The organism is Luteipulveratus flavus, from assembly GCF_029439465.1.
Taxonomy (GTDB): Bacteria; Actinomycetota; Actinomycetes; order Actinomycetales; family Dermatophilaceae; genus Luteipulveratus; species Luteipulveratus flavus.
The window spans coordinates 142,652-167,176 of record NZ_JAROAV010000033.1 but is presented as its reverse complement, the minus strand read 5'-3'; the positions used below and the strand labels follow the sequence as shown (position 1 = coordinate 167,176).

Sequence of the window (24,525 nt, the reverse complement as noted above, 5' to 3'; positions counted from 1 at the left end):
TCGAAGTTGTGACCTTCGCCGCGGACCCCTCGATCAGGCCTTCGGAGGCGGCGGCACGAGCTCGACGTCGCTCACCTGCAGCTCCTCCGCCTCGCCGTACGTCATGCCGGTCACCTTGCCCGCGGCGCGCAGGTCGCGCTCGGCCGCGCGGACGTGCTCGACGAGCGGGCCGGGACCGGCCAGGGTCATCGCGCTGACCTCGGCCCGCATACCCATCTTGGCGTCGGACTTGGCCTTGCGGATGCGGGCCAGGGCCGAGCCCACCGCCGGGAGCAGCGATGCGTCGCCGGCCGCGGACGCGAGCTCCTCGCTCGTCGGCCAGGACGCGCGGTGCACCGACCCCTCACGGAACCAGGACCACACCTCCTCGGTCGCGTAGCACAGCACCGGCGCGAGCAGCCGCAGCTGGACGTCGAGCGCGACCCGCAGAGCGGCCCGGGCGGAGGCCGCCGCCTCGGGGGAGACCTCGCCGCCGCCGTACGCACGGTCCTTGACCAGCTCGAGGTAGTCGTCGCAGAAGGACCAGAAGAAGGTCTCGGTGACGTCCAGGGCGCGGGCGTAGTCGTAGTGCTCGTACGCGGTCGTGGCCTGCTCGACCACGGTCGCGAGGCCGGCCAGCATGGAGCGGTCGATCGGCTCGGTCACCGACTCGACGCCGCCCACCGGCTCGTCACCGCCCATCGTGAGGGCGAACTTGCTCGCGTTGAGCAGCTTGATCGCCAGCCGACGGCCGATCTTCACCTGCTGCGGGTCGTCGACGGTGTCGGTGCCCGGGCGGGCGATCGCCGCCCAGTAGCGGACCGCGTCCGTGCCGTTGGTCTCGAGCATCTCGATCGGCGTGGTCGCGTTGCCCTTGGACTTGGACATCTTCTTGCGGTCCGGGTCCAGGATCCAGCCGTTGAGGTAGGCGTTCGTCCACGGCACGGTTCCGTGCTCGTAGTGCGCCCGCACGACGGTCGCGAACAGCCAGGTGCGGATGATGTCGTGGCCCTGCGGGCGCATGTCCATCGGGAAGACCGCAGCGAACAGGTCCTTGTCGTTCTTGCCGAGCGGGTCGCTCGCCACCGGCCAGCCCGCCGCGATCTGCGGCGACAGCGACGAGGTCGCCCAGGTGTCCATGATGTCGGTGTCGGCGGTGAAGCCGCCCGGCTGGTCGCGCTGCGACTCGTCGTACCCGTCCGGGGTCTGCGACACCGGGTCGACGGGCAGGCGGCTCTCGTCCGGCACCAGCGGCGCGTCGTGCTGCGCCTCGCCGTGCTCGTCCAGCCGGTACCAGACCGGGAACGGGACGCCGAAGAACCGCTGGCGGCTGATGAGCCAGTCACCGTTGAGGCCCGAGATCCAGTTGGTGTACCGGCTGCGCATGAAGGCCGGGTGGAACCCGATCTCGCTGCCGCGGCCGATGAGCGCCTCGCGCAGGTCGGCGTCCCGGCCGCCGTTGCGGATGTACCACTGCCGGCTGGTCACGATCTCCAGCGGCTTGTCGCCCTTCTCGTAGAAGTTCGCCTTGCGCTGGGTCTTGCGGGGCTCGCCGAGCAGGTCGCCCGACTCGCGCAGGGCGGCCACCACCGCCTCCCGGGCGGAGTGGACGGTCTTCGTGGCGAGCTGCTCGGCGTACAGCTGCTCGCCCGGACCACCGGCGATCCACTCCGGGGTCTCGCCGGAGATGCGGCCGTTGCGGGTGATCACCGACCGGATCGGCAGCTGCAGCTCACGCCACCACTGCACGTCGGTGAGGTCTCCGAAGGTGCAGCACATCGCGATGCCGGCGCCCTTGTCCGGCTCGGCGGCCGGGTGGGCGAGCACCGGGATCTCCACACCGAACAGGGGAGAGGTCACGGTCGTGCCGAACAGCGGCTGGTACCGCTCGTCGTCCGGGTGCGCGATCAGCGCCACGACCGCCGGGATCAGCTCCGGGCGGGTCGTCTCGATGTGCACCGGCTCGAAGCCGTCCCGGTGGAAGCGCACCGTGTGGAAGGCCCCCGGGTAGTCCCGCGCCTCGAGCTCGGCCTGCGCGACCGCGGTCTGGAACGTCACGTCCCACAGGCCCGGCGCCTCCGCCTGGTACGCCTCGCCGCGGGCCAGGTTGCGCAGGAACGCCTGCTGGGCCACCGCGCGCGAGCGGTCGTCGACCGTGCGGTACTGCACGTCCCAGTCCAGGGACAGGCCGAGCCTGCGGAAGGTGTCCTCGAACGCCTTCTCGTCCAGCTCGGTGAGCTGCTGGCACAGCCGGATGAAGTTCGCGCGGCCGACCGGCTTCTGGTCAGCCGCCTTCATCGCCTTGCCCGAACCGCCCTCCTGCGGCGGCGCGAAGTCCGGGTCGTACGGCAGCGAGGCGTCACCGCGCACGCCGTAGTAGTTCTGCACCCGGCGCTCGGTCGGCAGCCCGTTGTCGTCCCACCCGATCGGGTAGAAGACCTCCTTGCCGGTCATCCGGTGGTAGCGGGCGAGGCAGTCGGCCTGGGTGTAACCGAAGACGTGGCCCACGTGCAGCGAGCCGGACGCGGTCGGCGGCGGGGTGTCGATCGAGAAGATCTGCTCGCGAGAGAGGGTCAACGCGCGATCGCGGTCGAAGCGGTACGTCCCCTGCTCCGCCCATACCTTGCCCCAGCGGTCCTCAAGTCCATCGACGGTGGGCTTGTCCGGAACCCGCGCGGCGCGCGGCTGGGGTGCGTCAGTCATGCCGCCAATCGTCCCAGATCTCCGCCGCCCGCCTCACACGGGTTTCGTCCCGGCGCTCGCGGCCACGGCGGCGAGGACGTCAGCGCGCTCGCAGGCCCGCGCGAACGCCGCGATGCGTCGATCGATGTCGTGCTGGAGCAGTGCGCGGCCGATGCGTTCGGCGATGGGACGCAGGAGGCGCGGTCGGCAGGTGAACGTGTACTTCCACGTCGCTCTGGTGCCGCCGTCCACCGGCTCGAAGCGCCAGCCGCCACCGAACGTCTCGAAGAACCACGGGCCCTCCTCCATGGTCATCCCGACCGAGGACGGCGGCCGGTAGGACACGTACCGGCTCACCATCCGCAGCCCGTGCCGCGACCGGGTGAGCGTCCGGACGCCGCGGTCCGGGACCGCGGCGCCGTCCATCAGGTGCTGGTGGTGGATGAACGGGTCCCAGCTGCGGCGGACCTCGCCCGTCGTCTGCGAGACCGCGAACGCCACGTCCGGGGCGACGTCGACGACGACCTGTGAGGAGATCCGTGGCATGTCGTCACGATACGTGCGGGGGCCGCCACGCCACCTCGGAGAATGTCGTGCGGCGGCACGTCGAGTACCGTCGGCCACAAGAGCGGCGGGTCAGCCGACCGAGGGAGGCACTGATGAGCGATCAGTACGGCGGGTACGCACCGCAGACGCAGCACGCCGGAGGCTACTCGGGCGGCGCGGGTCAGCAGTCCTACGGGCAGCAGTGGGGCACCTCCGACCAGGAGGGTCCGGCTCTGCAGCAGTTCGTCAGCGTCATGCCCCCCGACTCCGACGTCACCCGCCCGTCGGAGGAGTTCCTCTCCTACGCCGAGGGCAAGGTCGGTCCCGCGCTGATCCGGCTGTGGCGCGAGCACGGCCTGGGCTTCTACGGCGAGCAGCGCCTCGCGATCGTCGACCCCGGCGACTGGATGGCCGTGCTGCAGGAGTGGCTGGGGGCGGACGTGTCGTCCTTCCCGATCGCGGTCACCAGCTTCGGCCACGTCTACCACTACGACCGGCAGGGCGGCCAGGAGCGCGTCCAGTGCCTCGACCCGCACTTCCAGAGCAACACCGTCGTCGCGCAGGACCTCACCTCCTTCTTCAACGAGCACCTCACCGGCGGCAGCTCGCACATCTCGGACCTGGAGGGTCCGCGCGGTGGGGCACGCCAGAAGCTCGGTCCGCTCGCCGAGGGTGAGATCTACTACTTCATGCCGATGCTCGCACTCGGCGGCACGGTCAGCCCGGACTCGCTCGCCAAGGGTCCCGGCCCGGAGCACCTGGAGCAGATCCACCGCGCGGTCGGCCAGTCGCGAGGCTGACTCAGAGCGGCCGCCCGGGGTTCATGATCCCCAGCGGGTCGAAGACCGCCTTCACGGCGCGCTGACGCGCCAGCTCCGCCTCCCCGAGCTCGCGCGGGAGCCACCGTCGCTTCAGCGTCCCGACGCCGTGCTCGCCGGTGATGGTGCCGCCCATCCGCAGGGCGACGTCCACCAGGTCGGCGAACGCCCCCTCGGCCCGTTCCCGGCTACCGGGGGAGTCGTCGAAGAACAGGCACGGGTGCAGGTTGCCGTCCCCGCCGTGGCCGGAGAGGGTGATGTCGACGCCCGTCCGCTCACCGACCTCGTGGGCCGCCGCGATCAGGTCGCCGAGCCGGGACACCGGCACGCACACGTCCTCGATGAAGTGACTGCCCTTGCGCTCCAGCGCCGGCGCCAGCGCACGCCGCCCCGCCATCAGCGCCTCGGCCTCCTGCTCGTCGTCGGCGACGGCCACCGCGTCCGCGCCGGCGTCGCTGAGCAGCTCGGCGTAACGGCGGACGTCCGCGTCGGTGCTGCCGGGACGGTCGGACTGGACCAGCAGCGCGGCGGCCGCGTCCTCGGGGGAGCCGAAGTCCTGCATCGCCTGGATCGCGCGCAGGGAGGGGCCGTCGAGCACCTCGAGCAGGTTCGGACCGTGCCGGTCGTTGCGCAGCGCCAGCAGCCCGCGAGTGGCGTCGGCGAGCGAGGCGAACGTCGCGAGGACGGTGAGCGGCGGGTCGGAGGCCGGGACGAGGCGCAGGACGGCCTCGGTCACGACGCCGAGCTGGCCCTCGGAGCCCACGAACAGGCCGGTCAGGTCCAGGCCGGCGACGCCCTTCGCGGTGCGCCTCCCGGTGCGGATGACCTCGCCGCCGGCGAGCACCACCTCCAGGCCGAGGACGTAGCCGGCCGTCACGCCGTACTTCACGCAGCACAGGCCACCGGCGTTGGTCGCGACGTTGCCGCCGATCGTGCAGAACGGCGAGGAGGCAGGGTCGGGCGGGTAGGCCAGGCCCTCGGACGCGGCGGCCTGCTTGAGATCGGCCGTCACGACACCCGGGCCGACCGTCGCGTACCGCTCGGCGCGGTCGATCTCCAGCCGCTGCAACGCCTCGACGTTCAGGACGATGCCGCCCGCGATCGCCGTCGACCCGCCGCACAGCGAGCTGCGGGCACCCTGCGGCACGACCGCGACGCGGTGGGCCTGGGCGTGCTCCAGGACGGCCACGACGTCGGCGCGGTCGCGCGCCCGCACCACGACGTACTCCTCCGGGGCGGTGGATCCCAGGCTGCGGTCGGTGGCGTACCCCAGAGCGACGTCGGCGTCCTCGACGACGCGCCCAGGAGGCAAGGGCGGCAGGCTGATGGTGCTCACCCGCCCATCGTGCCCCGCCTTCTTTCGCCGACTGCGCGTGTCCTGCTGGATTCACACCCGGAACCCCGCACGACACGCGCAGTCGGCCGCGAACGGTGGGCCGGCGGCGGTCGACCCGAGAACCGGTTGGGATCGGACGTCCGCCACGCCTAGACTGGGTGCACAGGCGTCTGAGCCGTCATCAGCGGCGAGCCTCCGGAAGAACGGGTCGAGCAGGCGAGGCGCAAGCCGAGCCGTGTCGAGACCTCAGTAGACCCGGACGGGACGAGCCCGTCACAGCTCACGCACGAGCGGTCGTACGACCCGGTCACCGGCCGGCGGACGACAAGCGAGGTGGTACCGCGGTGCCGCCCGGACCTCCGGGCACGTCGTCCTCGCAACGAAGGACGACGACGCGAGGAAGATGCCACGCCCATGACCTACCCGAAGGTCGACCTCAGCAGCCCCGACGAGACCCCCAAGGGCGTCTCGGCGACGCCGGCGTTCCCCGACATCGAGCAGGGCGTGCTCGCGTACTGGGAGGGCGATGACACCTTCCGCGCCTCGGTCGAGCAGCGCGACGCCGGCACGGACGGCGACAACGAGTTCGTCTTCTACGACGGCCCTCCCTTCGCCAACGGCCTGCCGCACTACGGCCACCTGCTGACCGGGTACGTCAAGGACCTCATCCCGCGCTACCAGACGATGCGTGGGCGCCGCGTGGAGCGCCGCTTCGGCTGGGACACCCACGGTCTCCCGGCGGAGCTGGAGGCGATGAACCAGCTCGGGCTGAAGACCAAGGACGAGATCCTCGAGATGGGGATCGAGACGTTCAACCGGGCGGCCCGCGACTCCGTGCTGCGCTACACCTCCGAGTGGGAGGCCTATGTCAACCGCATGGGCCGTTGGGTCGACTTCGACAACGACTACAAGACGCTCAACCCGACCTACATGGAGTCGGTCATCTGGGCGTTCAAGCAGCTGTACGACAAGGGGCTGGCGTACGAGGGCTTCCGGGTCCTGCCGTACTGCTGGAACGACCAGACGCCGCTGTCCAACCACGAGCTGCGGATGGACGACGACGTCTACCAGATGCGCCAGGACCCGGCCGTCACCGTCGGGCTGCGCCTCGAGACCGGCGAGCTGGCCCTGATCTGGACGACGACGCCGTGGACGCTGCCGTCCAACCTGGCGATCATGGTCCGCCCCGACATCGACTACGTCGTGGTGGAGTCCGACTTCACGGGGACGACCGAGCGGTACGTGCTCGCTGAGGCGCGGGTCGCGGCGTACGCCAAGGAGCTCTTCGGTGACGCCAAGGCCGACTGGCGCGAGCACGTCGTGGAGCGGCTGATCGGCGCCGACCTGATCGGCCGCGCGTACACGCCGCCGTTCACCTACTTCGAGGGCCACGAGCGGGCCTTCCGGGTCGTCGAGGCCGACTTCGTCACGACCGAGGACGGCACGGGCCTGGTCCACTCCGCCGGCGCGTTCGGTGAGGAGGACATGCAGGTCACCGACCGGGAGGGCATCACGCCGGTCGTCCCCGTCGGGCCCGACGGGTGCTTCACCTACCCCGTCGCGGAGTACGAGGGCATGCAGGTCTTCGACGCCAACCCGCACATCATCGACCACCTCAAGGCGCGCACCCGGGGCGAGGGCGAGACCGGTGCCACCACCGCCGGCACGGTGCTGCTGCGGCGGGAGACGTACGACCACAGCTACCCGCACTGCTGGCGCTGCCGGCGACCGCTGATCTACATGGCGGTGAGCAGCTGGTTCGTCGAGGTCACCAAGATCAAGGCCCGGATGCTGGAGCTGAACCAGGAGATCACCTGGGTGCCCGGCAACGTCAAGGACGGTCAGTTCGGCCGGTGGCTGGAGAACGCCCGCGACTGGTCGATCACCCGCAACAGGTTCTGGGGCAGCCCGCTGCCGGTGTGGAAGTCGGACAACCCGGAGTACCCGCGGGTCGACGTGTACGGCTCGTTCGAGGAGCTCGAGCGCGACTTCGGCCGGGTGCCGACCGGGGAGGACGGCGAGCCCAACCTGCACCGCCCGTACATCGACGAGCTGACCCGTCCGAACCCCGACGACCCGACCGGGCAGTCGACCATGCGCCGGGTCGAGGACGTCCTGGACGTGTGGTTCGACTCCGGCTCGATGTCCTACGCCCAGGTGCACTACCCGTTCGAGAACGCCGAGTGGTTCGAGCACCACTTCCCGGCCGACTTCATCGTCGAGTACATCGGGCAGACGCGCGGCTGGTTCTACATGCTGCACGTCCTGGCGACGGCGCTGTTCGACAAGCCGGCGTTCAGCTCGGTGATCTGCCACGGCATCGTGCTGGGCTCGGACGGGCAGAAGATGTCCAAGTCGCTGCGCAACTACCCGGACGTCAACGAGGTGTTCGACCGGGACGGCGCCGACGCGATGCGCTGGTTCCTCATGCAGAGCCCGATCCTGCGCGGCGGCAACCTCGTGGTCACCGAGCAGGGCATCCGGGACGGCGTGCGCCAGGTGCTGATGCCGCTGTGGAGCAGCTGGTACTTCTTCAGCCTCTACGCGAATGCCGCCGGGTACGAGGCACATTCGGCGACGACGTCGAGTGACGTCCTTGACCGGTACCTGCTCGCCAAGCTGCGCGACCTCGTCGAGGGCGTACAGGCGCAGCTGGACGAGTACGACGTCGCGGGTGCCTGCGACTCCGTGCACGGCTTCCTCGACGTACTGACCAACTGGTACATCCGCCGGTCGCGCGAGCGGTTCTGGGGCACCGGTGACGAGGCCGGCCACGAGGCGTTCGACACGCTGTACACGGCGCTGGAGACGGTCTGCCGGGTGGCGGCGCCGCTGCTGCCGTTCACGACGGAGCAGATCTGGCGTGGTCTCACCGGTGAGCGCTCGGTCCACCTGACCGACTGGCCGGACGCGTCGTCCCTCCCGGCGGACGCCGAGCTCGTCGCGGCGATGGATCGCGCCCGCGAGGTCTGCGGTGCGACCCTGAGCCTGCGCAAGGCCGAGCGCCTGCGGGTGCGCCTCCCGCTGTCCCGCGTCACGGTCGTGACCGCCGACGCGGCCGCGCTGGAGCCGTTCACCGCCGTCGTGGCCGAGGAGGTCAACGTCCGCAAGGTCGCCCTGGTCGACATCGCGGACGCCAGCGCGTCCGACTTCGGGGTCTCGCAGCGGCTCGTGGTCAATGCCCGCTCCGCCGGGCCCCGGCTCGGCAAGGACGTCCAGGTGGCCATCAAGGGCAGCAAGTCGGGCGACTGGTCGGTCGGCGACGACGGCGTCGTCACCAGTGGCGGTCTGCCGCTGCAGGAGGACGAGTACACGCTGGAGACCGTGGTCGGCGAGTCGGCGTCCGGCAGCAGTCGTGCCGTGCAGATGCTGCCCGGTGGCGGGTTCGTCGTGCTGGACACCGAGGTGACCGAGGAGCTCGCCCAGGAGGGCTTGGCCCGCGACGTCATCCGCGCGGTCCAGGAGGCCCGTCGCCGGGCCGGCCTCGACGTGAGCGACCGCATCTCGCTGTCGGTGCTCGGCGACGACGACGTGTGGCAGGCCACGGTGGCCCACCAGCAGCTGATCATGCGCGAGACGCTCGCCGTCCAGTTCGGGTCGGCGGGCTCCGGTCACGACCTCGGCCCCGGCCGCGGTGAGCAGGCCAAGGTGGGCGACGGGCTGACGGTGACGATCGAGGTCGAGAAGGTGGACGCATGAGCGGCGAGGAGTCCGGCAGCGGGACGGCCACCGAGCGGTCGGTGGTCGTCCGGCAGGCCGACGGCGACGACCTGACGGCGGTGGTCGAGGTCGGCCACCGGACCTGGCCGGTGACGTACGGGCCGATCGCGGGCGACGACTACGTCGCGATGGGGCTGGCGAAGTGGTGGACCCAGGAGGCGACGATCCCCGCGATCCGCGCCGGACGCGTCCTGGTGGCCGAGGTGGACGGCGAGATCGTCGGCATGGCGAGCGTCGGCCCGTCCGAGGGTCACCTGATCCTGTGGAAGCTCTACGTCCTGCCGTCCCACCAGCGCGACGGCCTCGGCGCCCGGCTGCTGCGCGCCGTGATCGACAAGGCGCAGGAGGACGGGTACGACGAGCTGCGGCTGTCCTACCTCGCCGGGAACGACGGTGCCGGCGCCTTCTACGAGCACTTCGGGTTCCGCGAGACCGAGCGCGAGTCCGGCGGCTCGGGGATCCCTGACAGCGTGTGGATGGCCCGCCCGCTGCGTACTGACGAGCAGGAGGAACGGCAGTCGTGAGTCCCGCACCCGACGCGGCCCAGCGCGAGGCCGCCCGCAACCTGGAGCTGCGCAAGCGGATGCGCGAGGTCGAGGAGGTGATCCTCGGGCGCACGCCGGAGAGCTCGCCCGAGCCGTCCCTGGAACGCGTCGCGCGGTGCATGGAGCTCATGGGCGACCCGCAGCGGTCCTTCCCCCTGGTGCACCTCACCGGGACCAACGGCAAGACGTCGACGGCGCGCATCGTGGAGCGGCTGCTGCGCGAGACGGGGCTGTCGACCGGCCGCTTCACCAGCCCGCACCTGCACGACATCCGTGAGCGGATCTCGTTGAACGGCAAGGCGATCGACCGTGAGCGGTTCGTGTCGACGTACGACGAGGTGCTGCCGTTCGTCGAGATGGTGGACGCCGAGTTCGCGCAGAACGGCGGCGTGCGGATGACGTACTTCGAGGTGCTCGTGGTGCTCGCGTACGCCGTGTTCGCGGACGCGCCCGTCGACGTCGCGGTGGTCGAGGTCGGGCTCGGCGGTGTGTGGGACGCGACCAACGTCGCCGACGCCACCGTCGCCGTGATCACGCCCATCTCCATCGACCACCAGCGGCTGCTCGGGTCCACGGTGGAGGAGATCGCGACCGAGAAGCGCGGCATCGTCAAGGAGGGGACGATCGCGGTCGTGTCCCGTCAGGAGCCCGAGGTCGACGAGCTGATCGAGGAGCGCGTCGAAGAGGTCGGCGCCACCCTCCACCTGGAGGACCGCGCGTTCGGCGTCACCGAGCGCGAGCCGGCGGTGGGTGGTCAGCAGATCTCCGTCCGCGGGCTCGCCGCGCCGTACGACGACCTGTTCCTGCCGCTGTTCGGCGAGCACCAGGCGCACAACGCCGCGACGGCGATCGCCGCGGTCGAGGCCTTCATCGGTGGTGGCGAGCAGCCGCTGGTCGACGACGTGCTGCGCGCCGGGCTGGCCGGCGTGACCTCGCCGGGGCGGCTGGAGATCGTCCGCCGGTCCCCGACGGTGCTGGTGGACGCCGCGCACAACCCAGGCGGGGTGCGGGCGCTGCGGGACGCGATCAACGACTCGTTCACCTTCACCCGCCTCGTCGGCGTCATCGCGGTGCTGCAGGACAAGGACGCCGAGGCGATGCTGGAGGCGCTCGAGCCGGTCCTGGACCACGTCGTCATCTCCCGGACGACCTCGCCGCGCGCGACGCCCGTCGAGCAGCTCGGGGCGCTGGCCCGCGAGGTCTTCGGGGACGACCGCGTCACCGTCGTCCGCGACCTTCCGGACGCCCTGGACCAGGCGGCCGCGCTCGCCGACGAGGGCGGCGTCGGCGGTGGCGTGCTCGCCACCGGGTCGGTCGTGACCGCCGCCGAGGTCCGCATGCTGCTCGGTCATGGGGAGGCCGACGCGTGATCGGTCGTCTCCTCGTCTACGGCGTGGGGGAGCGGATGACGAGGCGTTTCGCTGCCGTCGTTCTCGCCGGCCAGGCGTTCGCGCTGTTCTTCGGATCCCTGGTGGCGTACGCGATCTCGCGTGCCGACGGCGACTCCGCCCACCGCACGTACCTCGTCGGAGGCTGTGTGCTGGCTGTGCTCTGCCTGCTGACTTCCGGGGCATTGCGCCGTCCGTGGGGAGTTCTGCTCGGCTGGCTTCTGCAAGCCGCTACGCTCGCCTCCGCGTTCATCGTTCCAGCCATGGTCGTCGTCGCTCTGATCTTCGGCGCCCTCTGGGTCACCGCCCTCTTCCAGGGCAACAAGATGGACCAGCTGACCCGCGACTACCCAGGGAGTTAACGCATGAGCTGGATCGAGGCCGTGGTCCTCGGCATCGTCCAAGGCCTGACCGAGTTCCTCCCGATCTCCAGCTCAGCCCACCAGCTGCTCGTCGGACGACTGTTCTTCGACAACGACGGCGGCGGCTCGGCGTTCACGGCGATCAACCAGCTGGGCACCGAGGCTGCGGTGATCGTCTACTTCCGGCGCGACATCGCGCGGATCATCAAGCAGTGGGCCCTGTCCCTCGTCGGTCGCGTCGAGCGTGGCGACCCGGACGCCCGGATGGGCTGGCTGGTCATCATCGGCACGCTGCCCATCGCGATCCTCGGCCTGCTGCTGCAGAACTGGATCGACAGCACGCTGCGCAACCTGTGGATCACCGCGTCGATGCTGCTCGGCTTCGGCCTGGTCATCGCCGTCGCGGACGCGCAGGCCCGGCAGCGCAAGACGCTCACCGACCTGGACGCCCGGACGGGTACCGCGTTCGGTTTCTGGCAGGCGCTGGCCCTGGTCCCGGGCGTCTCCCGCTCGGGCGGCACCATCGCCGGTGGTCTGTTCATGGGCTTCACCCGTGAGGCGGCGGCGCGGTACTCCTTCCTCCTGGCCATCCCGGCCGTCCTCTCCTCCGGTCTGTTCAAGGTCGTCAAGATCGGTGAGGACGACCCGAACCCGCCGTGGGGTCCCATCGCGATCGCCACCGTCCTCGCGTTCGTCGTCGGGTACGTCGTGATCGCCTGGCTGATGCGCTACATCACCACCCACGACTTCAAGCCGTTCGTGATCTACCGCGTGATCCTGGCGATCGTGGTGTTCGGCCTGCTGATCTTCGGCGTCGTCGACGCCGCCGCCCCGCCCGCCTGAGCATCGTCCCCACATCTCGGGCACGGTGGAGGACCAGATGTCAGGTCGATCGGACTGGACGATGACCAGGTCGGACTCATGGATAGGGTTTGCGCCGTGACTGCACAGATCGAGCGTTCCCTGGTCATCGTCAAGCCCGACGGCTACCGTCGCGGACTCACCGGGGAGGTGCTGCGCCGCATCGAGGCCAAGGGATACACCCTGGTCGCGCTGAAGGTCGAGATCGCCGACCGTGACCGCCTCGCCCAGCACTACGCCGAGCACGAGGGCAAGCCGTTCTACGAGCCTCTGGTCGAGTTCATGTCCTCCGGCCCGGCGACGTTCGCGGTCATCGAGGGTCAGGACTGCATCAAGGGCTTCCGCTCCCTCGCCGGTGCGACCAACCCGACCGAGGCGGCGCCTGGCTCCATCCGCGGCGACCTCGGCCGCGACTGGGGCCTGAAGGTGCAGCAGAACATCGTGCACGGCTCGGACTCCCTGGAGTCGGCCGAGCGCGAGATCGGCATCTGGTTCCCCCGCGCCTGAGTAGCCCTGCGCGTGACCCGATGAGTGACCCCGAGCGGTCACTCATCGGGCTCGTACGGGCGGGTGCGGCGCCACAGGTGACCCGAGCGGTCACTGGTCGCGACCGGTACGCCGCCGACCCGGGACGATCACCCTGACATCCCGTTCAGCCGAGTGCACGAGATGCCACGACGATCAGGTGGAGAGGGCGTCGTCGACGCCGGCGATCGCCTGCTCCAGCAGCTCGGCCAGCTGGACCCGCTGGACCGAGCTCAGCCGTTCCAGCACGTCGGACTCCACGACGTCGGAGTCCTTGATCACCTGCTGGAAGGTCTGCCAGCCCTGCTCGGTCAGCGTGACGAGCACGCGGGTGCGCTTCTCCTGGTCGGGCGTGCGGTCGACCAGCCCCCGTTCGGTCATCTTGTCCAGCCGGTGCGTCATCGACGACGGGGCCACGGACAGGGCGCCGGCCAGCTGGGTCGGGGTCATCACCGTGCCGCGCGGCGCGGTGGCCAGCTGCGAGATGACACCCCACTCGCCGCCGGTGAGGCCGACATCGGTGAGGGACTGGCTGTACCACTGCGACAGGCGGCGGTGCAGGCCGTGCACGGCGGTGATGACCCGCTGCACGTCCTCACTGCCTCCGGCGGCGACGTAGGCCGCGACCTCGGCCTCGTAGCGCTCGCGCTCACTCGGCGCAGGCGCCTTCTTGCGGGGCGTCATGGAGGGTCAGTGTGCCAGTGCCGGAACCGGCCGCGCAGGACGACCCCGCCCCTCTACGATGTCGCGCCGGGGAGGAACCGGCGCCGCACCGCTGCCGTCCGAGCCGCGGCCCCGCCCGACCGACCCCAGGAGATCCATGTCCACCGGCGTCCCGCTGACCGAGCTCGCGCCCGGTGTCGTCGTCCGGATCCACGGCCGCAGCACCCCGATCGTCGCGTCCGTCTGGCTCGAGCAGGACGACGTGGTGTGGTCCGAGCACCTGCTGCAGGACGCCGGTCTCGGCCAGCAGTGGCTGTCGGTGGAGGAGGACGACGGTCTGGTCCTGACCTCCTGGACGCCCCGGCCCGACCTCGTCGGTGAGCCCGACGGCCGCTGGGTGCGCATGGACGGCCGGCGCTGGCGCCGCTACGAGAACGGCGAGGCGAACTTCATGGTCGAGGGCTCGCTGCCGTACGGGAAGGCGGGCCGCTGCACGTACGCCGACTACCGCAGCGACGACCAGCGGCTCTCCTTCGAGCGGTTCGGCTTCCTGCCGTGGGAGATCAGCGTCGGACACCGGCTGCCCACCTCCGCGGTGTCGGCCTCCCGGGAGGCCTGAGCGGTGCACCATCTCCTGGACCTCCCGTACCTGGACACCCGCGCCGAGGACCTGCGCTGGTCCGTCGAGCTCGCGCCGCTGCCGGCCCTCACCGTCGCCGAGCCGGCGGACCTGCCGGTCCAGCTGCGCATCCTGGGCGCCTCCCACCAGGTGGTGCTCGCCCTACCGGGTTCGCCGGCCCTGACCGAGACGGTCGCGTACCTGCCGCAGGTGGCGACACCGCTGCCCACACCCGTCGTTCGCATCGAGCCGGCGACGCACCCGGTGTCGTACGAGATGCGGACCCGGGTGCGCACGCTCGACGAGAGCGGCTTGCGACGCGAGGTCGACGCCCTGCTGGACGCCCTGAGCGGTGAGCCGGCCGCCGTGAGCGCGGTGTTTCCCGGGCACCGGCACGCCGCGACGGCGCTGCACGCACGGCGGACCGGTGACGGAGTCGAGTGGCGCACCTGGCACGCCTACCCCCAGCACGGCCAGCTCGTGCAGACCCACACCCGAGTACGGCGTGCCGGCGCCGTACGAACCGAGGAGACCCGATGAGACGCCCGATGGCCCTGCTGCTCGTGGGACTGACCGCGACGACGCTGCTCACCGCCGGATGCGGCGACGACCGCGACGACTGCATGAGGTCGTACAAGGAGCAGCAGCGCAGACTCACCGGGATCACCCCCACGGACGCGCAGGCACGCAACGCCTGCGGCCGTGACTCCAGCCGCGGCTACTACGGGTCCGGCGGCAGCCGTGTCCGTGGTGGCGGCTCCGGCGTCGGCAAGTAGCCGACCGCCGGGCACGAGCAGTCGGTCAGCGAAATCAACGAGAGGGAGATGATGGACGCAGGAGATCTGTTGTACGACGTCGGCGCGATCGCGGCGTACGGAGCCGTCGGGCTGGTGCTGATGGGAGTCGGCTACGCGATGGTCGACGCACTGACGCCCGGACGGCTGCGCGACCTGATCTGGGAGCAGCGCAACGTCAACGCCGCCGTGCTGCTCGCCTCGAACATGCTGGCGGTCGCGATCATCGTCGTGGTCGCCATCCGGTCCAGCTACGACGGGCTGGGCGACGGGTTGATCTCCAGCGCGGTGTACGGCGTGCTCGGCATCGTGATCATGGCGGTCTGCTTCGTCGTGATCGACGCGCTCACGCCGGGACGGCTCGGCGACCTCGTGACGGACAGCGAGCGTCACCCGGCCGCGTGGGTCGGTGCGAGCTCGCACATCTCGGTCGCGCTGATCGTCGCCGCCGCGATCTCCTGAGGCCGTGGTCGCTGCAGTGAGCACCGCGGACGAGCGGGGGACGCGCACCGCCCGGTGGCGTCGGACCCTCGTCCTCACCGCGGTGTTCGTCTGCGCGGCCTGCGGCCTGGTGTACGAGCTCGCGCTCGTCGCGCTCGGGTCCTACCTGCTCGGCAACACGATCACCCAGGCGTCGGTGGTGCTGGCGCTGATGGTGTTCGCGATGGGCATCGGCTCGCTGGTCGCCAAGCCGCTGACCCGGCACGCCGCCGTCGGGTTCGCCGTCGTGGAGATCGTCCTGGCCGCGGTCGGTGGCACCAGCGTGCTGGTGCTGTACGCGGCGTTCGCGTGGTGGTCGCTCTACCAGCCGGTGCTGGTGGTGCTCGCTCTGGTCATCGGGCTGCTGATCGGTGCCGAGATCCCGCTGCTGATGACGCTGCTGCAGCGGATCCGCCGGCAGGAGGCGTCGAGCGCGGTGGCGGACCTGTTCGCCGCGGACTACGTCGGTGCCCTGCTCGGCGGGCTGGCCTTCCCGTTCGTGCTGCTGCCGTGGCTCGGCCTGCTGGAGGGCACCGCCGTGGTGGGCGCCGTCAACGCGGCGGCGGGGGCGGCGGTGGCGCTGGGCCTGTTCCGCGCGGACGTCCGGCGGGCGCTGCGGGTCGCCCTGGCCGCGGGGCTCGCGGTGGTCATGGTCGCGCTCGGGCTGGTCGCCACCCAGGCGTCGGCGTTCGAGACCACCGCACGGCAGCGGATCTTCCGGGATCCGGTGGTGGTCGCCGAGCGCAGCCCGTACCAGGAGATCGTGGTGACGCGCAGCCTGCGCGGCGACGACACCCGGCTGTTCCTCAACGGCGACCTGCAGTTCTCCTCCCTGGACGAGTACCGCTACCACGAGGCCCTGGTCCACCCGGCGATGGCAGGCCCGCACGCGCGGGTGCTCGTCCTCGGCGGCGGCGACGGCCTGGCCTCACGAGAGCTGCTGCGCTACAAGGACGTTCGCAGCATCACGCTCGTCGACCTCGACCCCGCCGTCGTCCGGCTGGCCAGCACCGACGCGACGCTGCGACGCCTCAACCACGACGCGTTCGCCGACCCGCGCCTGCACGCGGTGCACGCGGACGCGTTCACCTGGCTGCGCGCCAACCAGCAGCAGTTCGACGTCGTGGTCGCGGACATGCCGGACGCGGACGACGTGGCCACGGCCAAGCTGTACTCCGTCGAGCTGTACGGCCTGGTGCGCCGGGCGCTGGCACCGGGCGGGCGGGTGGTCGTGCAGGCCGGGTCGCCGTACTTCGCGCGGCAGGCGTACTGGACGACGGCGGCCTCGCTGCGGACGGCGGGGCTGAGCCCGACGCCGTACCACGTGGACGTGCCGTCGTTCGGTGACTGGGGCTACTTCCTCGCCGCGCCCGGTCAGGCTCCTCCGGTCCGGATGCCGGTGGGCGCGCCGTCGACGCGGTTCGTGGACAGCGGCGTCCTGGCCGCAGCCGGGGTCTTCCCGAGGGACCGTGCGCCGCTGCGACTCGCGCCGTCGACGCTGCTCGAACCGAGAATCCTTCAGCGACAGGGGGACTGGCGCGGCTACTGACCGCGCAGCGCGGCCTTCACCAGCGGGATCGCGGGCGGGCTGACGCTCAGCTCGCGCACACCGAGTGCCACCAGCCGGGCCGCCACCTCCGGGCGGCTCGCCGCATCACCGCACACCGCGACGTCGACGCCCGGACCCACCTCGTCGCAGACCAGGGCGACGAGCCGCAGGACCGCGGGGTCCGCCGGGTCGAGCAGGTCCTGCACCGCCTCGTTGCCCCGTCCGGCCGCCATGACGTACTGGGTGAGGTCGTTGGTGCCGATGCTGACGAACGAGAGCCGCCGCGCGACCTCGGCCACGCGCAGCGCCGCGGCCGGCACCTCGACCATCGCCCCGACCGCGAGCCCGGGCGGCACGCCGCCCTCCCGGTCGCCGGCCTCGGCGAGCCGTGCGAGCGCCCAGTCGACCTCGTCCGGCCGGGACACCATCGGGAACATCACCCGGACCGGCGCCTCGCGTGCGGCCCGGCAGACCGCCTGCAGCTGCTGCACCAGCGGTTCGGGACCGGTACGGAAGACGCGGAGCCCACGCGCGCCCAGGAACGGGTTGTCCTCGGGCGCGATGGCCAGGAAGGGCAGCGGCTTGTCGGCGCCCACGTCCCACGTCCGGATCGTCACCGGCCCGTCGACGGCACCCGCCAGGTCGAGGAACGCCGCCGTCTGCTGCTCGACCGAGGGCAGCTCGGGCAGATCGGCGAAGAGCACCTCGGTACGGACCAGTCCGATGCCGTCGGCCCCGGACTCGCGTAGCCCGTTCGCATCGGTGGCTGCTCCGACGTTGGCCACGACATGGACGGCGGAGCCGTCGCCCAGGACGACCGGGTCGCCCGCGGCCGCCTCGGCCTGCTCACGCTCGTGGCGACGTGCCTCGATGAGCTGCTCGAGCTCCGCGCGCTGGTCGTCGTCGGGCCGGACGAGGAGCCGGTGCGTACGGGCGTCGAAGGCGAGCAGGTCCCCGTCGTGGATCGCGACGTCGCCCACGTCGGCCAGCAGGGGGATGCCGCGAGCCTGTGCGATGAGCACGCCGTGACCGGTCGTGCCGCCCCGGCGGGTGACCACGCCGCCGACGGATGACGGGTCGAGACCGGCCGCGCGTGCCGCGTCCAGCGTGCCGACCACGAGGATGCCGCCGGCGTCCGGACGCGGGGCCTCGGTGCCCGGACGACCCACCAGCGCGGCCAGGACGCGGTCGCGGACCTCCCGCACGTCGTCGGCGCGGGCCCGCTGGTAGGCGTCGGGCAGCTCGGCGAACCGCCGGTGGACCTCGTCCGCCGTCGCCGTCCAGGCCTCGGGCGCACTGCTGCCGGAGGTGATCGCCGCACGGGTGGGTTCGAGGAGCGCCGGGTCGGCGAGCAGCGCCCGGTGTGCGTCGAGGATCGCCGCGGTGGCGGACTGGTCCGCCGTCTCGGCGAGTGCGCCGATCTGGTCGGTGGCGGCCCGGAGAGCGCCGTCCAGCCGTTGCTGCTCGGCATCCGGGTCGCCGGCTCGGTAGTCCGAGACGTCCACCGAGGTGTCGACGACGACCGCCGGGCCGATCGCGACGTCGAGGCCGGACCCGCGGGCGGTCGGAGGGGTCGTGGGTGGCGGGGGCCGGTCGCCGAACTGGTGCTGCGCCAGGTCGTCGACCGCCTCCAGCACGCGGGCGGCGTCCGGACCGCTGGCGGTCAGCTCGAGGCGATGCCCTCGACGAGCGTCGAGCGTGGCGACGGCACTCAGCGAGGACCCGTCGACGGGGCCGCGGCCGCTGGTGAGGTTGCGGACGCGGACCCGGGCGTCGTGCCCGGCGAGGGTGCGGACGAGCAGCGCGGCCGGCCGTGCGTGCAGCCCGTGCGGTGCGGTCACCTCGACCTCGGTGCGTGCGTCCGCGGACGCCGGACCGTCGTCGGACGAGCCGTCGGCGGGCTCCGCGTCGGGTGCGCCGTCGGGGGAGAGGTGCTCCCGCTTGGCCAGCAGACCCTGCTCGGCCTCCCGCGCGACCGCCGCGAGGTCGCCGCCCACCGACGCGGCGACCGTGGCCGCCACCAGCCCCTCGACGACCGGAGCCGCCGTCAGGCGGGTGCGGGCGGCGACGTCGGGATCGACCAGCTCGAGCGCCATCTCGGCGCTGAGCACCGCGCTGCCCAGGTCGAGCAGCACCAGCACGCCGTCGCCGCTGTCGGCGTCCGCGACGGCGTCGGCCACGGCTGCGGCATCGGTGCCGAGCGACCCGTCGTCCAGGCCGGCCGCGATCCTGGTCCGCGGCCCGTCGTCGCCCGCCACCATCTGACCGGCCAGCTCGACGGCCGCCTCCGCGAGCGCCCTGCTGTGGGAGACCAGGACCAGGCCGATCATCGCCGGCCCCTCAGCCCAGCGTGCGTGCGGCGGACTCCAGCAGCAGCGTCGTGCTGGCGGCACCCGGGTCGAGGTGCCCGGCGCTGCGGTCGCCCAGGTAGCTGGCCCGGCCCTTGCGTGCCACCAGTGGCTCGGTGCCGTCACGCCCCTCCGCCGCCGCCTCGGCGGCCGCCCGGAGCGACCCGCCCACGTCCTGACCGCCGCTCACCGCCTCGTCGTACGCCTCCAGCGCCGGCGCCCACGCGTCGTACATGGTCTTGTCGCCGGCCTCGGCCTTGCCGCGCTGCTGGATGCCCTCGACGCCCGCGCGCAGGGCGGCGCCGAGATCGGCCGCCTCGATCTGCTCCTTGCCGGCGAGCGGCCCGGCCATCCGCAGGAAGAACGTGCCGTACAGCGGACCGCTGGCGCCGCCGACCGTGCTGACCAGCGTCATCCCGGCCTTCTTCAGCAGGGCCGCGGCGTCGTCGTACGACTCGTCCAGCAGGGCGGCCACGGCCGCGGTGCCCCGGGCCATGTTCGTGCCGTGGTCCGCGTCACCGATGGCGGAGTCGAGCTCGGTCAGCTCGGCCGCGTGCTCCTTCATCGTCCCGGCGAGGTCGCGCAGCCAGGCGACGACGTCGTCCAGGGTCGCCATCACGCGCCCCAGCGCAGGCCCGGGGTGTTGACGGGCGCGTCCCAGAGGCCGATGAGGTCGTCGTCGAGCGTCAGCAGCGTGACCGAGAGGCCGGCCATCTCCAGCGAGGTGATGTAGTTGCCCACGAGCGAGCGCGCGACCTGGATGTCGGCCTTGGCGAGGATCGTCTGCACCTCGTTGAACATCAGGTACTGCTCGATCAGCGGGGTGCCGCCCATCCCGTTGACGAATGCCAGCACCGGCTGGCCGTCCTTGCGGGGGAGGTCCTCCAGGATCGGCTCGACCAGCTGCTGCGCGAGCTCGCGGGCGGACGCCATCGGCCGGCGTTCGCGGCCGGGCTCGCCGTGGATGCCGATGCCGAGCTCGAACTCGTCGTCACCGAGCTCGAACGTCGGCTTCCCGGCCGACGGGACGGTGCAGGAGGTGAGGGCGAGCCCCATCGAGCGGCCGCTCTCGTTGACCTTCGTGGCGAGGTCGGCGATCTCCTCCAGCGGTCGGCCCTGCTCGGCGGCCGCGCCGACGATCTTCTCCAGCAGCACCGTGACCCCGACGCCGCGGCGGCCGGCGGTGTACAGGGAGTCCTTGACCGCGACGTCGTCGTTGGTGACGACGGTCCGCACCTGGATGCCGCTGTCGGCGTCGGCCATCTCCGCGGCCATCTCGAAGTTCATCACGTCGCCGGTGTAGTTCTTCACGATGTGCAGCACGCCCGCGCCGCCGTCGACCGCGGTCGTCGCCGCCATCATCTGGTCCGGTACGGGAGAGGTGAACACCTCGCCGGCGCAGGCGGCGTCGAGCATCCCGAGGCCGACGAAACCACCGTGCATGGGCTCATGGCCCGACCCGCCTCCGGACACCAGCCCGACCTTGCCCCGGACGGGAGCGTCCTTGCGGTAGATGACCTTCTTCTCGAGGTCGACCCGGAGGTGGTCGGGGTGAGCTGCGGCCATGCCGCGGAGCGCCTCGACGACCACGTCCTCGGGGTCGTTGATGAGCTTCTTCATGTCCCACATGCGAGCACACCGCACCCGCCGGCGCCAGGGACTCGGCCAGATTCATCGCGTCGCGCTCAGGTGGTGAAGATCTCCAGGTCGAGGACCAGGCGTCCGGCGCTGTCACGGCTCTGGGTGGCCCGGTAGTACGCGCCGTCAGGTCCGGCCCTCCCGTCGGACCGGTAGTACGACCGGACGCCCGGGGCGGCGAGCGGCGACGAGGCTCCCGCCGGCAGCCGCAGCCGCGCGGTGAGCCGCCAGTCCTGGAAGCGCTGGTAGGAGGAGTCGACGACCTCGGTCGCCGGGGGCAGCGCCAGGTGCGAGGCGCGGGCGATGGAGGGGAGCGGGACGTTCGTGCACTCCTGGCCGGCTCGGCCGGTGCACGAGATGGTCCCCGACGGTGCCGGCCGGCCCGCGGCCTCGCCGCGGTCCACGTACAGTCCGACGGCGACCGCCACCCAGAACATGAGTCCGACGAGAGCGGTCGCGCCGACGACCACGATGCAGCGTCCGGTGCGCATGGAGCCTCCCTGGTGGATCCCTCCGAGCAGTGACGCGTGCGAGGATCGCCGGGTTGCACGGCCGGGTCGTCCGATCGGGGGCGGACCTGCGTCCTCGGACGATTAGGGGAGTCCCCGCGGGCGCTGATAAACTGGTTCCCGCCGTGAACCGGCCGCGGAGACAGAGCGCCCTGGTGGACATGCCCAGGAGCACCGCGCAACGACCTGACGAAACGGAGTCGCCACACCATGCCTCTCGACACTGCCACCAAGCAGAAGATCATGACGGAGTACGCCACCAAGGACGGCGACACCGGTTCGCCCGAGGTGCAGATCGCGATGCTGACGCAGCGCATCAAGGACCTCACCGAGCACGCTCGTTCGCACCCGCACGACCACCACAGCCGCCGCGGCCTGCTGCTGCTGGTCGGCCAGCGCAAGCGGATGCTGCGCTACCTGGAGAGCGTCGACATCGAGCGTTACCGCTCCCTCATCAAGCGACTGGGTCTGCGTCGCTGACCACACGACTTACGACCACGAGGCGGTCACCTGCGGGTGACCGCCTTCTGGCGTAGGAGGGGTGGGCGACCTCCGCGCCGCCACGTCCTGGTGGCGGCCGGCGTACCACCCCTTTGAGAAGGAGGCCCACGGACAACGACGATCCGTGGCCCAGACATGAAGAACAGGAGGGCCCATGGAGGGTCCAGAGATCACGTTCGCCGAAGCCACTATCGACAACGGCAGCTTCGGCACCCGCACCGTCCGCTTCGAGACGGGGCGGCTGGCCAAGCAGGCCGCCGGAGCCGTCGTCTGCTACCTGGACGACGAGACCACGCTGCTGTCGACGACCGCCGCCGGCAAGCAGCCCAAGGAGCAGTTCGACTTCTTCCCGCTGACGGTGGACGTCGAGGAGCGCATGTACGCCGCGGGCAAGATCCCGGGCAGCTTCTTCCGTCGTGAGGGCCGGCCGTCGACCGACGCCATCCTCACCTGCCGTCTGATCGACCGCCCGCTGCGCCCGGCCTTCATCAAGGGCCTGCGCAACGAGGTCCAGGTCGTCATCACGGTGCTGTCGCTCAACCCCGACCACCAGTACGACGTCCTCGCCATCAACGGCGCGTCGGCGTCCACGCAGATCTCGGGTCTGCCCTTCTCCGGTCCGATCGGTGCGACCCGGGTGTCGCTCATCGACGGCCAGTGGGTCGCGTTCCCGAACTTCTCCGACAGCGAGCGCTCGACCTTCGACATGGTCGTCGCCGGTCGGATCGTCGGTGACGACGTCGCGATCATGATGGTCGAGGCCGAGTCCACCGAGTCCACCTGGGACCTGGTCACCAACCAGGGCAAGCAGGCCCCGACCGAGGAGATCGTCGCCGAGGGTCTCGAGGCGGCCAAGAAGTTCATCCGGGTGCTGTGCGAGGCGCAGGCCTCGCTCGCGTCCGAGGCAGCCAAGGAGGTCCAGGAGTTCCCGCTGTTCCTGGACTACCAGGACGACGCGTACGCCGCGGTCGAGAAGGCCGGCTCCGCCGACGCCTCGGCTGCCATGCAGATCGCCGACAAGCAGGAGCGCGAGTCACGCCTGGACGAGATCAAGGACCGGCTCAAGGCCGACCTCGCCGGTGAGGGCAAGGAGTTCGAGGGCCGCGAGAAGGAGATCTCCGCCTCGTTCCGCTCGCTGCAGAAGAAGCTCGTCCGCGAGCGCATCCTGCGCGACAAGGTCCGCATCGACGGCCGTGGCCTCGCCGACATCCGCGCGTTGAGCGCGGAGGTCGAGGTGCTGCCGCGGGTGCACGGCTCGGCGATCTTCGAGCGCGGCGAGACCCAGATCATGGGTGTCACCACGCTGAACATGCTGCGCATGGAGCAGCAGCTGGACACCCTCTCGCCGGTGACGCGCAAGCGCTACATGCACAACTACAACTTCCCGCCCTACTCCACCGGTGAGACCGGCCGGGTGGGTTCGCCGAAGCGTCGCGAGATCGGTCACGGTGCGCTCGCCGAGCGCGCCCTGATGCCGGTGCTGCCGACGCGCGAGGAGTTCCCCTACGCGATCCGTCAGGTGTCGGAGGCGCTCAGCTCCAACGGCTCCACCTCGATGGGCTCGGTCTGCGCCTCGACGCTGGCCCTGCTCAACGCCGGTGTGCCGCTGCGCGCGCCGGTGGCGGGTATCGCGATGGGTCTGGTCTCGGCCGAGCTCGACGGGAAGACCGAGTACGCCGCGCTGACCGACATCCTCGGTGCCGAGGACGCCTTCGGCGACATGGACTTCAAGGTCGCCGGTACGCGTGAGTTCGTCACGGCCATCCAGCTCGACACGAAGCTCGACGGCATCCCCGCCGACGTGCTCGGCGGCGCGCTGACCCAGGCCCGGGACGCGCGACTGCACATCCTGGACGTCATGAACGAGGCGATCGACGCCCCGGACGAGATGTCCCCGTTCGCCCCGCGCGTCATCGCGGTGAAGGTGCCGGTCGACAAGATCGGCGAGGTCATCGGCCCGAAGGGCAAGATGATCAACCAGATCCAGGAGGACACCGGCGCCGACATCTCCATCGAGGACGACGGCACCGTGTACATCGGCGCGACCGACGGTCCGTCGGCCGAGGCCGCGCGCGCGGCGATCAACGCGATCGCCAATCCGCAGATGCCGGAGGTCGGGGAGCGCTTCCTCGGCACCGTGGTGAAGACGACGACGTTCGGTGCGTTCGTCTCGCTGCTGCCGGGCAAGGACGGTCTGCTGCACATCTCCGAGGTGCGCAAGCTCGTCGGTGGCAAGCGGATCGACGCGGTCGAGGACGTCCTGAAGATCGGCCAGAAGGTCCAGGTCGAGCTGAAGGAGATCGACCCGCGCGGCAAGCTCTCGCTCGCGGTGGTCGAGGACGCCTCCCAGGGTGACGCCGCCGCGTCGAGCTCCGACGCTCCGGCGGACGAGGCTGCGGTCGCGGAGCCCGCCGAGGTCGTCAGCACCGAGGCGCCCGCTGCCGCGCCGGCGCAGGACGCGCCGGCCGGTGACGACGACTCCTCCGAGGACGGTGGCGAGGAGCGCAAGCGCCAGCGTCGCCGCCGTGGCGGTCGTGGCCGTGGCCGCGGCACCGAGGGCGACCGGCCCGAGCGCAGCTCGGACGCCGGTGAGCCGGCTGCTGCCGCAGCCCCGAGCTCGGAGGACGCCGCGGGCTGACCCGCCGTCCGATCACGCTGTGGC

Annotated in this window: 22 protein-coding genes; 14 read left to right on the top strand and 8 right to left on the bottom strand. The window is 71.5% G+C overall.

Annotated elements, in window-relative coordinates:
* Positions 1-33: 33 nt before the first annotated feature.
* Together valS and P4R38_RS13965 are read right to left on the bottom strand one after the other, a co-directional pair.
* Positions 34-2,682, bottom strand: a complete 2,649-nt coding sequence (gene valS, locus P4R38_RS13970) for a valine--tRNA ligase (protein WP_277192665.1) — start codon at positions 2,680-2,682, stop codon at positions 34-36.
* Positions 2,683-2,715: 33 nt separating this feature from the next.
* Positions 2,716-3,207 carry an SRPBCC family protein gene (locus P4R38_RS13965; RefSeq protein ID WP_277192663.1) on the bottom strand — a complete coding sequence of 164 codons (492 nt, stop codon included), beginning with the start codon at positions 3,205-3,207 and terminating at the stop codon, positions 2,716-2,718.
* 113 nt (positions 3,208-3,320) lie between these two features.
* Here P4R38_RS13965 and P4R38_RS13960 point away from each other — a divergent pair, with 113 nt between their 5' ends.
* Positions 3,321-4,007: a T6SS immunity protein Tdi1 domain-containing protein gene (locus P4R38_RS13960; RefSeq protein ID WP_275238810.1), complete on the top strand. Its 687-nt coding sequence runs from the start codon at positions 3,321-3,323 to the stop codon at positions 4,005-4,007.
* Between the two features lies 1 nt (position 4,008).
* On the opposite strand, the gene P4R38_RS13955 is transcribed toward P4R38_RS13960, so the two are convergent.
* Entirely contained in the window at positions 4,009-5,361 is a 1,353-nt protein-coding gene (locus tag P4R38_RS13955; protein ID WP_277192661.1) for an FAD-binding oxidoreductase, read from the bottom strand.
* A gap of 414 nt (positions 5,362-5,775) precedes the next feature.
* On the opposite strand from P4R38_RS13955, the gene ileS reads away from it, so the two are divergent.
* The 6 genes from ileS (at position 5,776) to ndk (ending at position 12,744) form a co-directional block, all read left to right on the top strand.
* Positions 5,776-9,060: an isoleucine--tRNA ligase gene (ileS, locus tag P4R38_RS13950; RefSeq protein WP_277192660.1), complete on the top strand. Its 3,285-nt coding sequence runs from the start codon at positions 5,776-5,778 to the stop codon at positions 9,058-9,060.
* Entirely contained in the window at positions 9,057-9,605 is a 549-nt protein-coding gene (locus tag P4R38_RS13945; protein WP_277192659.1) for a GNAT family N-acetyltransferase, read from the top strand. Before ileS ends, P4R38_RS13945 begins: the two co-directional genes overlap by 4 nt.
* Positions 9,602-10,996, top strand: a complete 1,395-nt coding sequence (locus P4R38_RS13940) for a bifunctional folylpolyglutamate synthase/dihydrofolate synthase (protein ID WP_277192658.1) — start codon at positions 9,602-9,604, stop codon at positions 10,994-10,996. Before P4R38_RS13945 ends, P4R38_RS13940 begins: the two co-directional genes overlap by 4 nt.
* A complete protein-coding gene (locus P4R38_RS13935) occupies positions 10,993-11,376 on the top strand; it encodes a DUF4233 domain-containing protein (RefSeq protein WP_275238805.1) in 384 nt (127 codons plus the stop codon). The genes P4R38_RS13940 and P4R38_RS13935 overlap by 4 nt, the downstream gene beginning before the upstream one ends.
* 3 nt (positions 11,377-11,379) lie before the next feature.
* Entirely contained in the window at positions 11,380-12,219 is an 840-nt protein-coding gene (locus tag P4R38_RS13930) for an undecaprenyl-diphosphate phosphatase (protein WP_277192657.1), read from the top strand.
* Positions 12,220-12,315: 96 nt separating this feature from the next.
* On the top strand, positions 12,316-12,744 hold the full coding sequence (gene ndk, locus P4R38_RS13925) for a nucleoside-diphosphate kinase (RefSeq protein ID WP_275238803.1): 429 nt from the start codon (positions 12,316-12,318) through the stop codon (positions 12,742-12,744).
* A 174-nt stretch (positions 12,745-12,918) separates the two neighbouring features.
* Here the strand turns inward: ndk and P4R38_RS13920 are convergent, their stop codons facing one another.
* The gene (locus P4R38_RS13920; protein WP_277192656.1) at positions 12,919-13,446 is read right to left on the bottom strand and encodes a MarR family winged helix-turn-helix transcriptional regulator; all 528 of its coding nucleotides are present in this window, start codon (positions 13,444-13,446) and stop codon (positions 12,919-12,921) included.
* Between the two features lie 136 nt (positions 13,447-13,582).
* Here P4R38_RS13920 and P4R38_RS13915 point away from each other — a divergent pair, with 136 nt between their 5' ends.
* Genes P4R38_RS13915 through P4R38_RS13895 form a run of 5 tightly spaced genes read left to right on the top strand, consistent with a single transcriptional unit; the run spans position 13,583 to position 16,867 of the window.
* Positions 13,583-14,044 (top strand): DUF4178 domain-containing protein, encoded by a 462-nt coding sequence (locus P4R38_RS13915; protein WP_277192655.1) that lies wholly within the window; start codon positions 13,583-13,585, stop codon positions 14,042-14,044.
* Positions 14,045-14,047: 3 nt separating this feature from the next.
* Positions 14,048-14,584, top strand: a complete 537-nt coding sequence (locus P4R38_RS13910) for a DUF2617 family protein (protein ID WP_275238799.1) — start codon at positions 14,048-14,050, stop codon at positions 14,582-14,584.
* Entirely contained in the window at positions 14,581-14,820 is a 240-nt protein-coding gene (locus tag P4R38_RS13905) for a hypothetical protein (RefSeq protein ID WP_275238797.1), read from the top strand. The genes P4R38_RS13910 and P4R38_RS13905 overlap by 4 nt, the downstream gene beginning before the upstream one ends.
* 48 nt (positions 14,821-14,868) lie before the next feature.
* The gene (locus P4R38_RS13900) at positions 14,869-15,300 is read left to right on the top strand and encodes a DUF350 domain-containing protein (RefSeq protein ID WP_275238796.1); all 432 of its coding nucleotides are present in this window, start codon (positions 14,869-14,871) and stop codon (positions 15,298-15,300) included.
* Between the two features lie 16 nt (positions 15,301-15,316).
* The gene (locus tag P4R38_RS13895) at positions 15,317-16,867 is read left to right on the top strand and encodes a polyamine aminopropyltransferase (RefSeq protein ID WP_277192654.1); all 1,551 of its coding nucleotides are present in this window, start codon (positions 15,317-15,319) and stop codon (positions 16,865-16,867) included.
* On the opposite strand, the gene dhaM is transcribed toward P4R38_RS13895, so the two are convergent.
* From dhaM to P4R38_RS13875, 4 genes are all read right to left on the bottom strand, one after another.
* Positions 16,861-19,197, bottom strand: a complete 2,337-nt coding sequence (gene dhaM, locus P4R38_RS13890) for a dihydroxyacetone kinase phosphoryl donor subunit DhaM (protein ID WP_277192653.1) — start codon at positions 19,195-19,197, stop codon at positions 16,861-16,863. The two genes, P4R38_RS13895 and dhaM, sit on opposite strands and share 7 nt — an antisense overlap.
* A gap of 10 nt (positions 19,198-19,207) precedes the next feature.
* Positions 19,208-19,831, bottom strand: coding sequence for a dihydroxyacetone kinase subunit DhaL (dhaL, locus tag P4R38_RS13885; protein WP_277192782.1), 624 nt, complete (start codon positions 19,829-19,831; stop codon positions 19,208-19,210).
* Positions 19,831-20,835, bottom strand: coding sequence for a dihydroxyacetone kinase subunit DhaK (gene dhaK, locus P4R38_RS13880; RefSeq protein ID WP_277192651.1), 1,005 nt, complete (start codon positions 20,833-20,835; stop codon positions 19,831-19,833). Before dhaK ends, dhaL begins: the two co-directional genes overlap by 1 nt.
* Before the next feature lie 65 nt (positions 20,836-20,900).
* Positions 20,901-21,344, bottom strand: coding sequence for a hypothetical protein (locus P4R38_RS13875; RefSeq protein WP_277192650.1), 444 nt, complete (start codon positions 21,342-21,344; stop codon positions 20,901-20,903).
* A gap of 228 nt (positions 21,345-21,572) precedes the next feature.
* Here P4R38_RS13875 and rpsO point away from each other — a divergent pair, with 228 nt between their 5' ends.
* Together rpsO and P4R38_RS13865 are read left to right on the top strand one after the other, a co-directional pair.
* The gene (gene rpsO, locus P4R38_RS13870; protein ID WP_275238790.1) at positions 21,573-21,842 is read left to right on the top strand and encodes a 30S ribosomal protein S15; all 270 of its coding nucleotides are present in this window, start codon (positions 21,573-21,575) and stop codon (positions 21,840-21,842) included.
* Between the two features lie 175 nt (positions 21,843-22,017).
* Positions 22,018-24,501, top strand: coding sequence for a polyribonucleotide nucleotidyltransferase (locus tag P4R38_RS13865; RefSeq protein WP_277192649.1), 2,484 nt, complete (start codon positions 22,018-22,020; stop codon positions 24,499-24,501).
* The last annotated feature ends 24 nt before the right edge of the window (positions 24,502-24,525 follow it).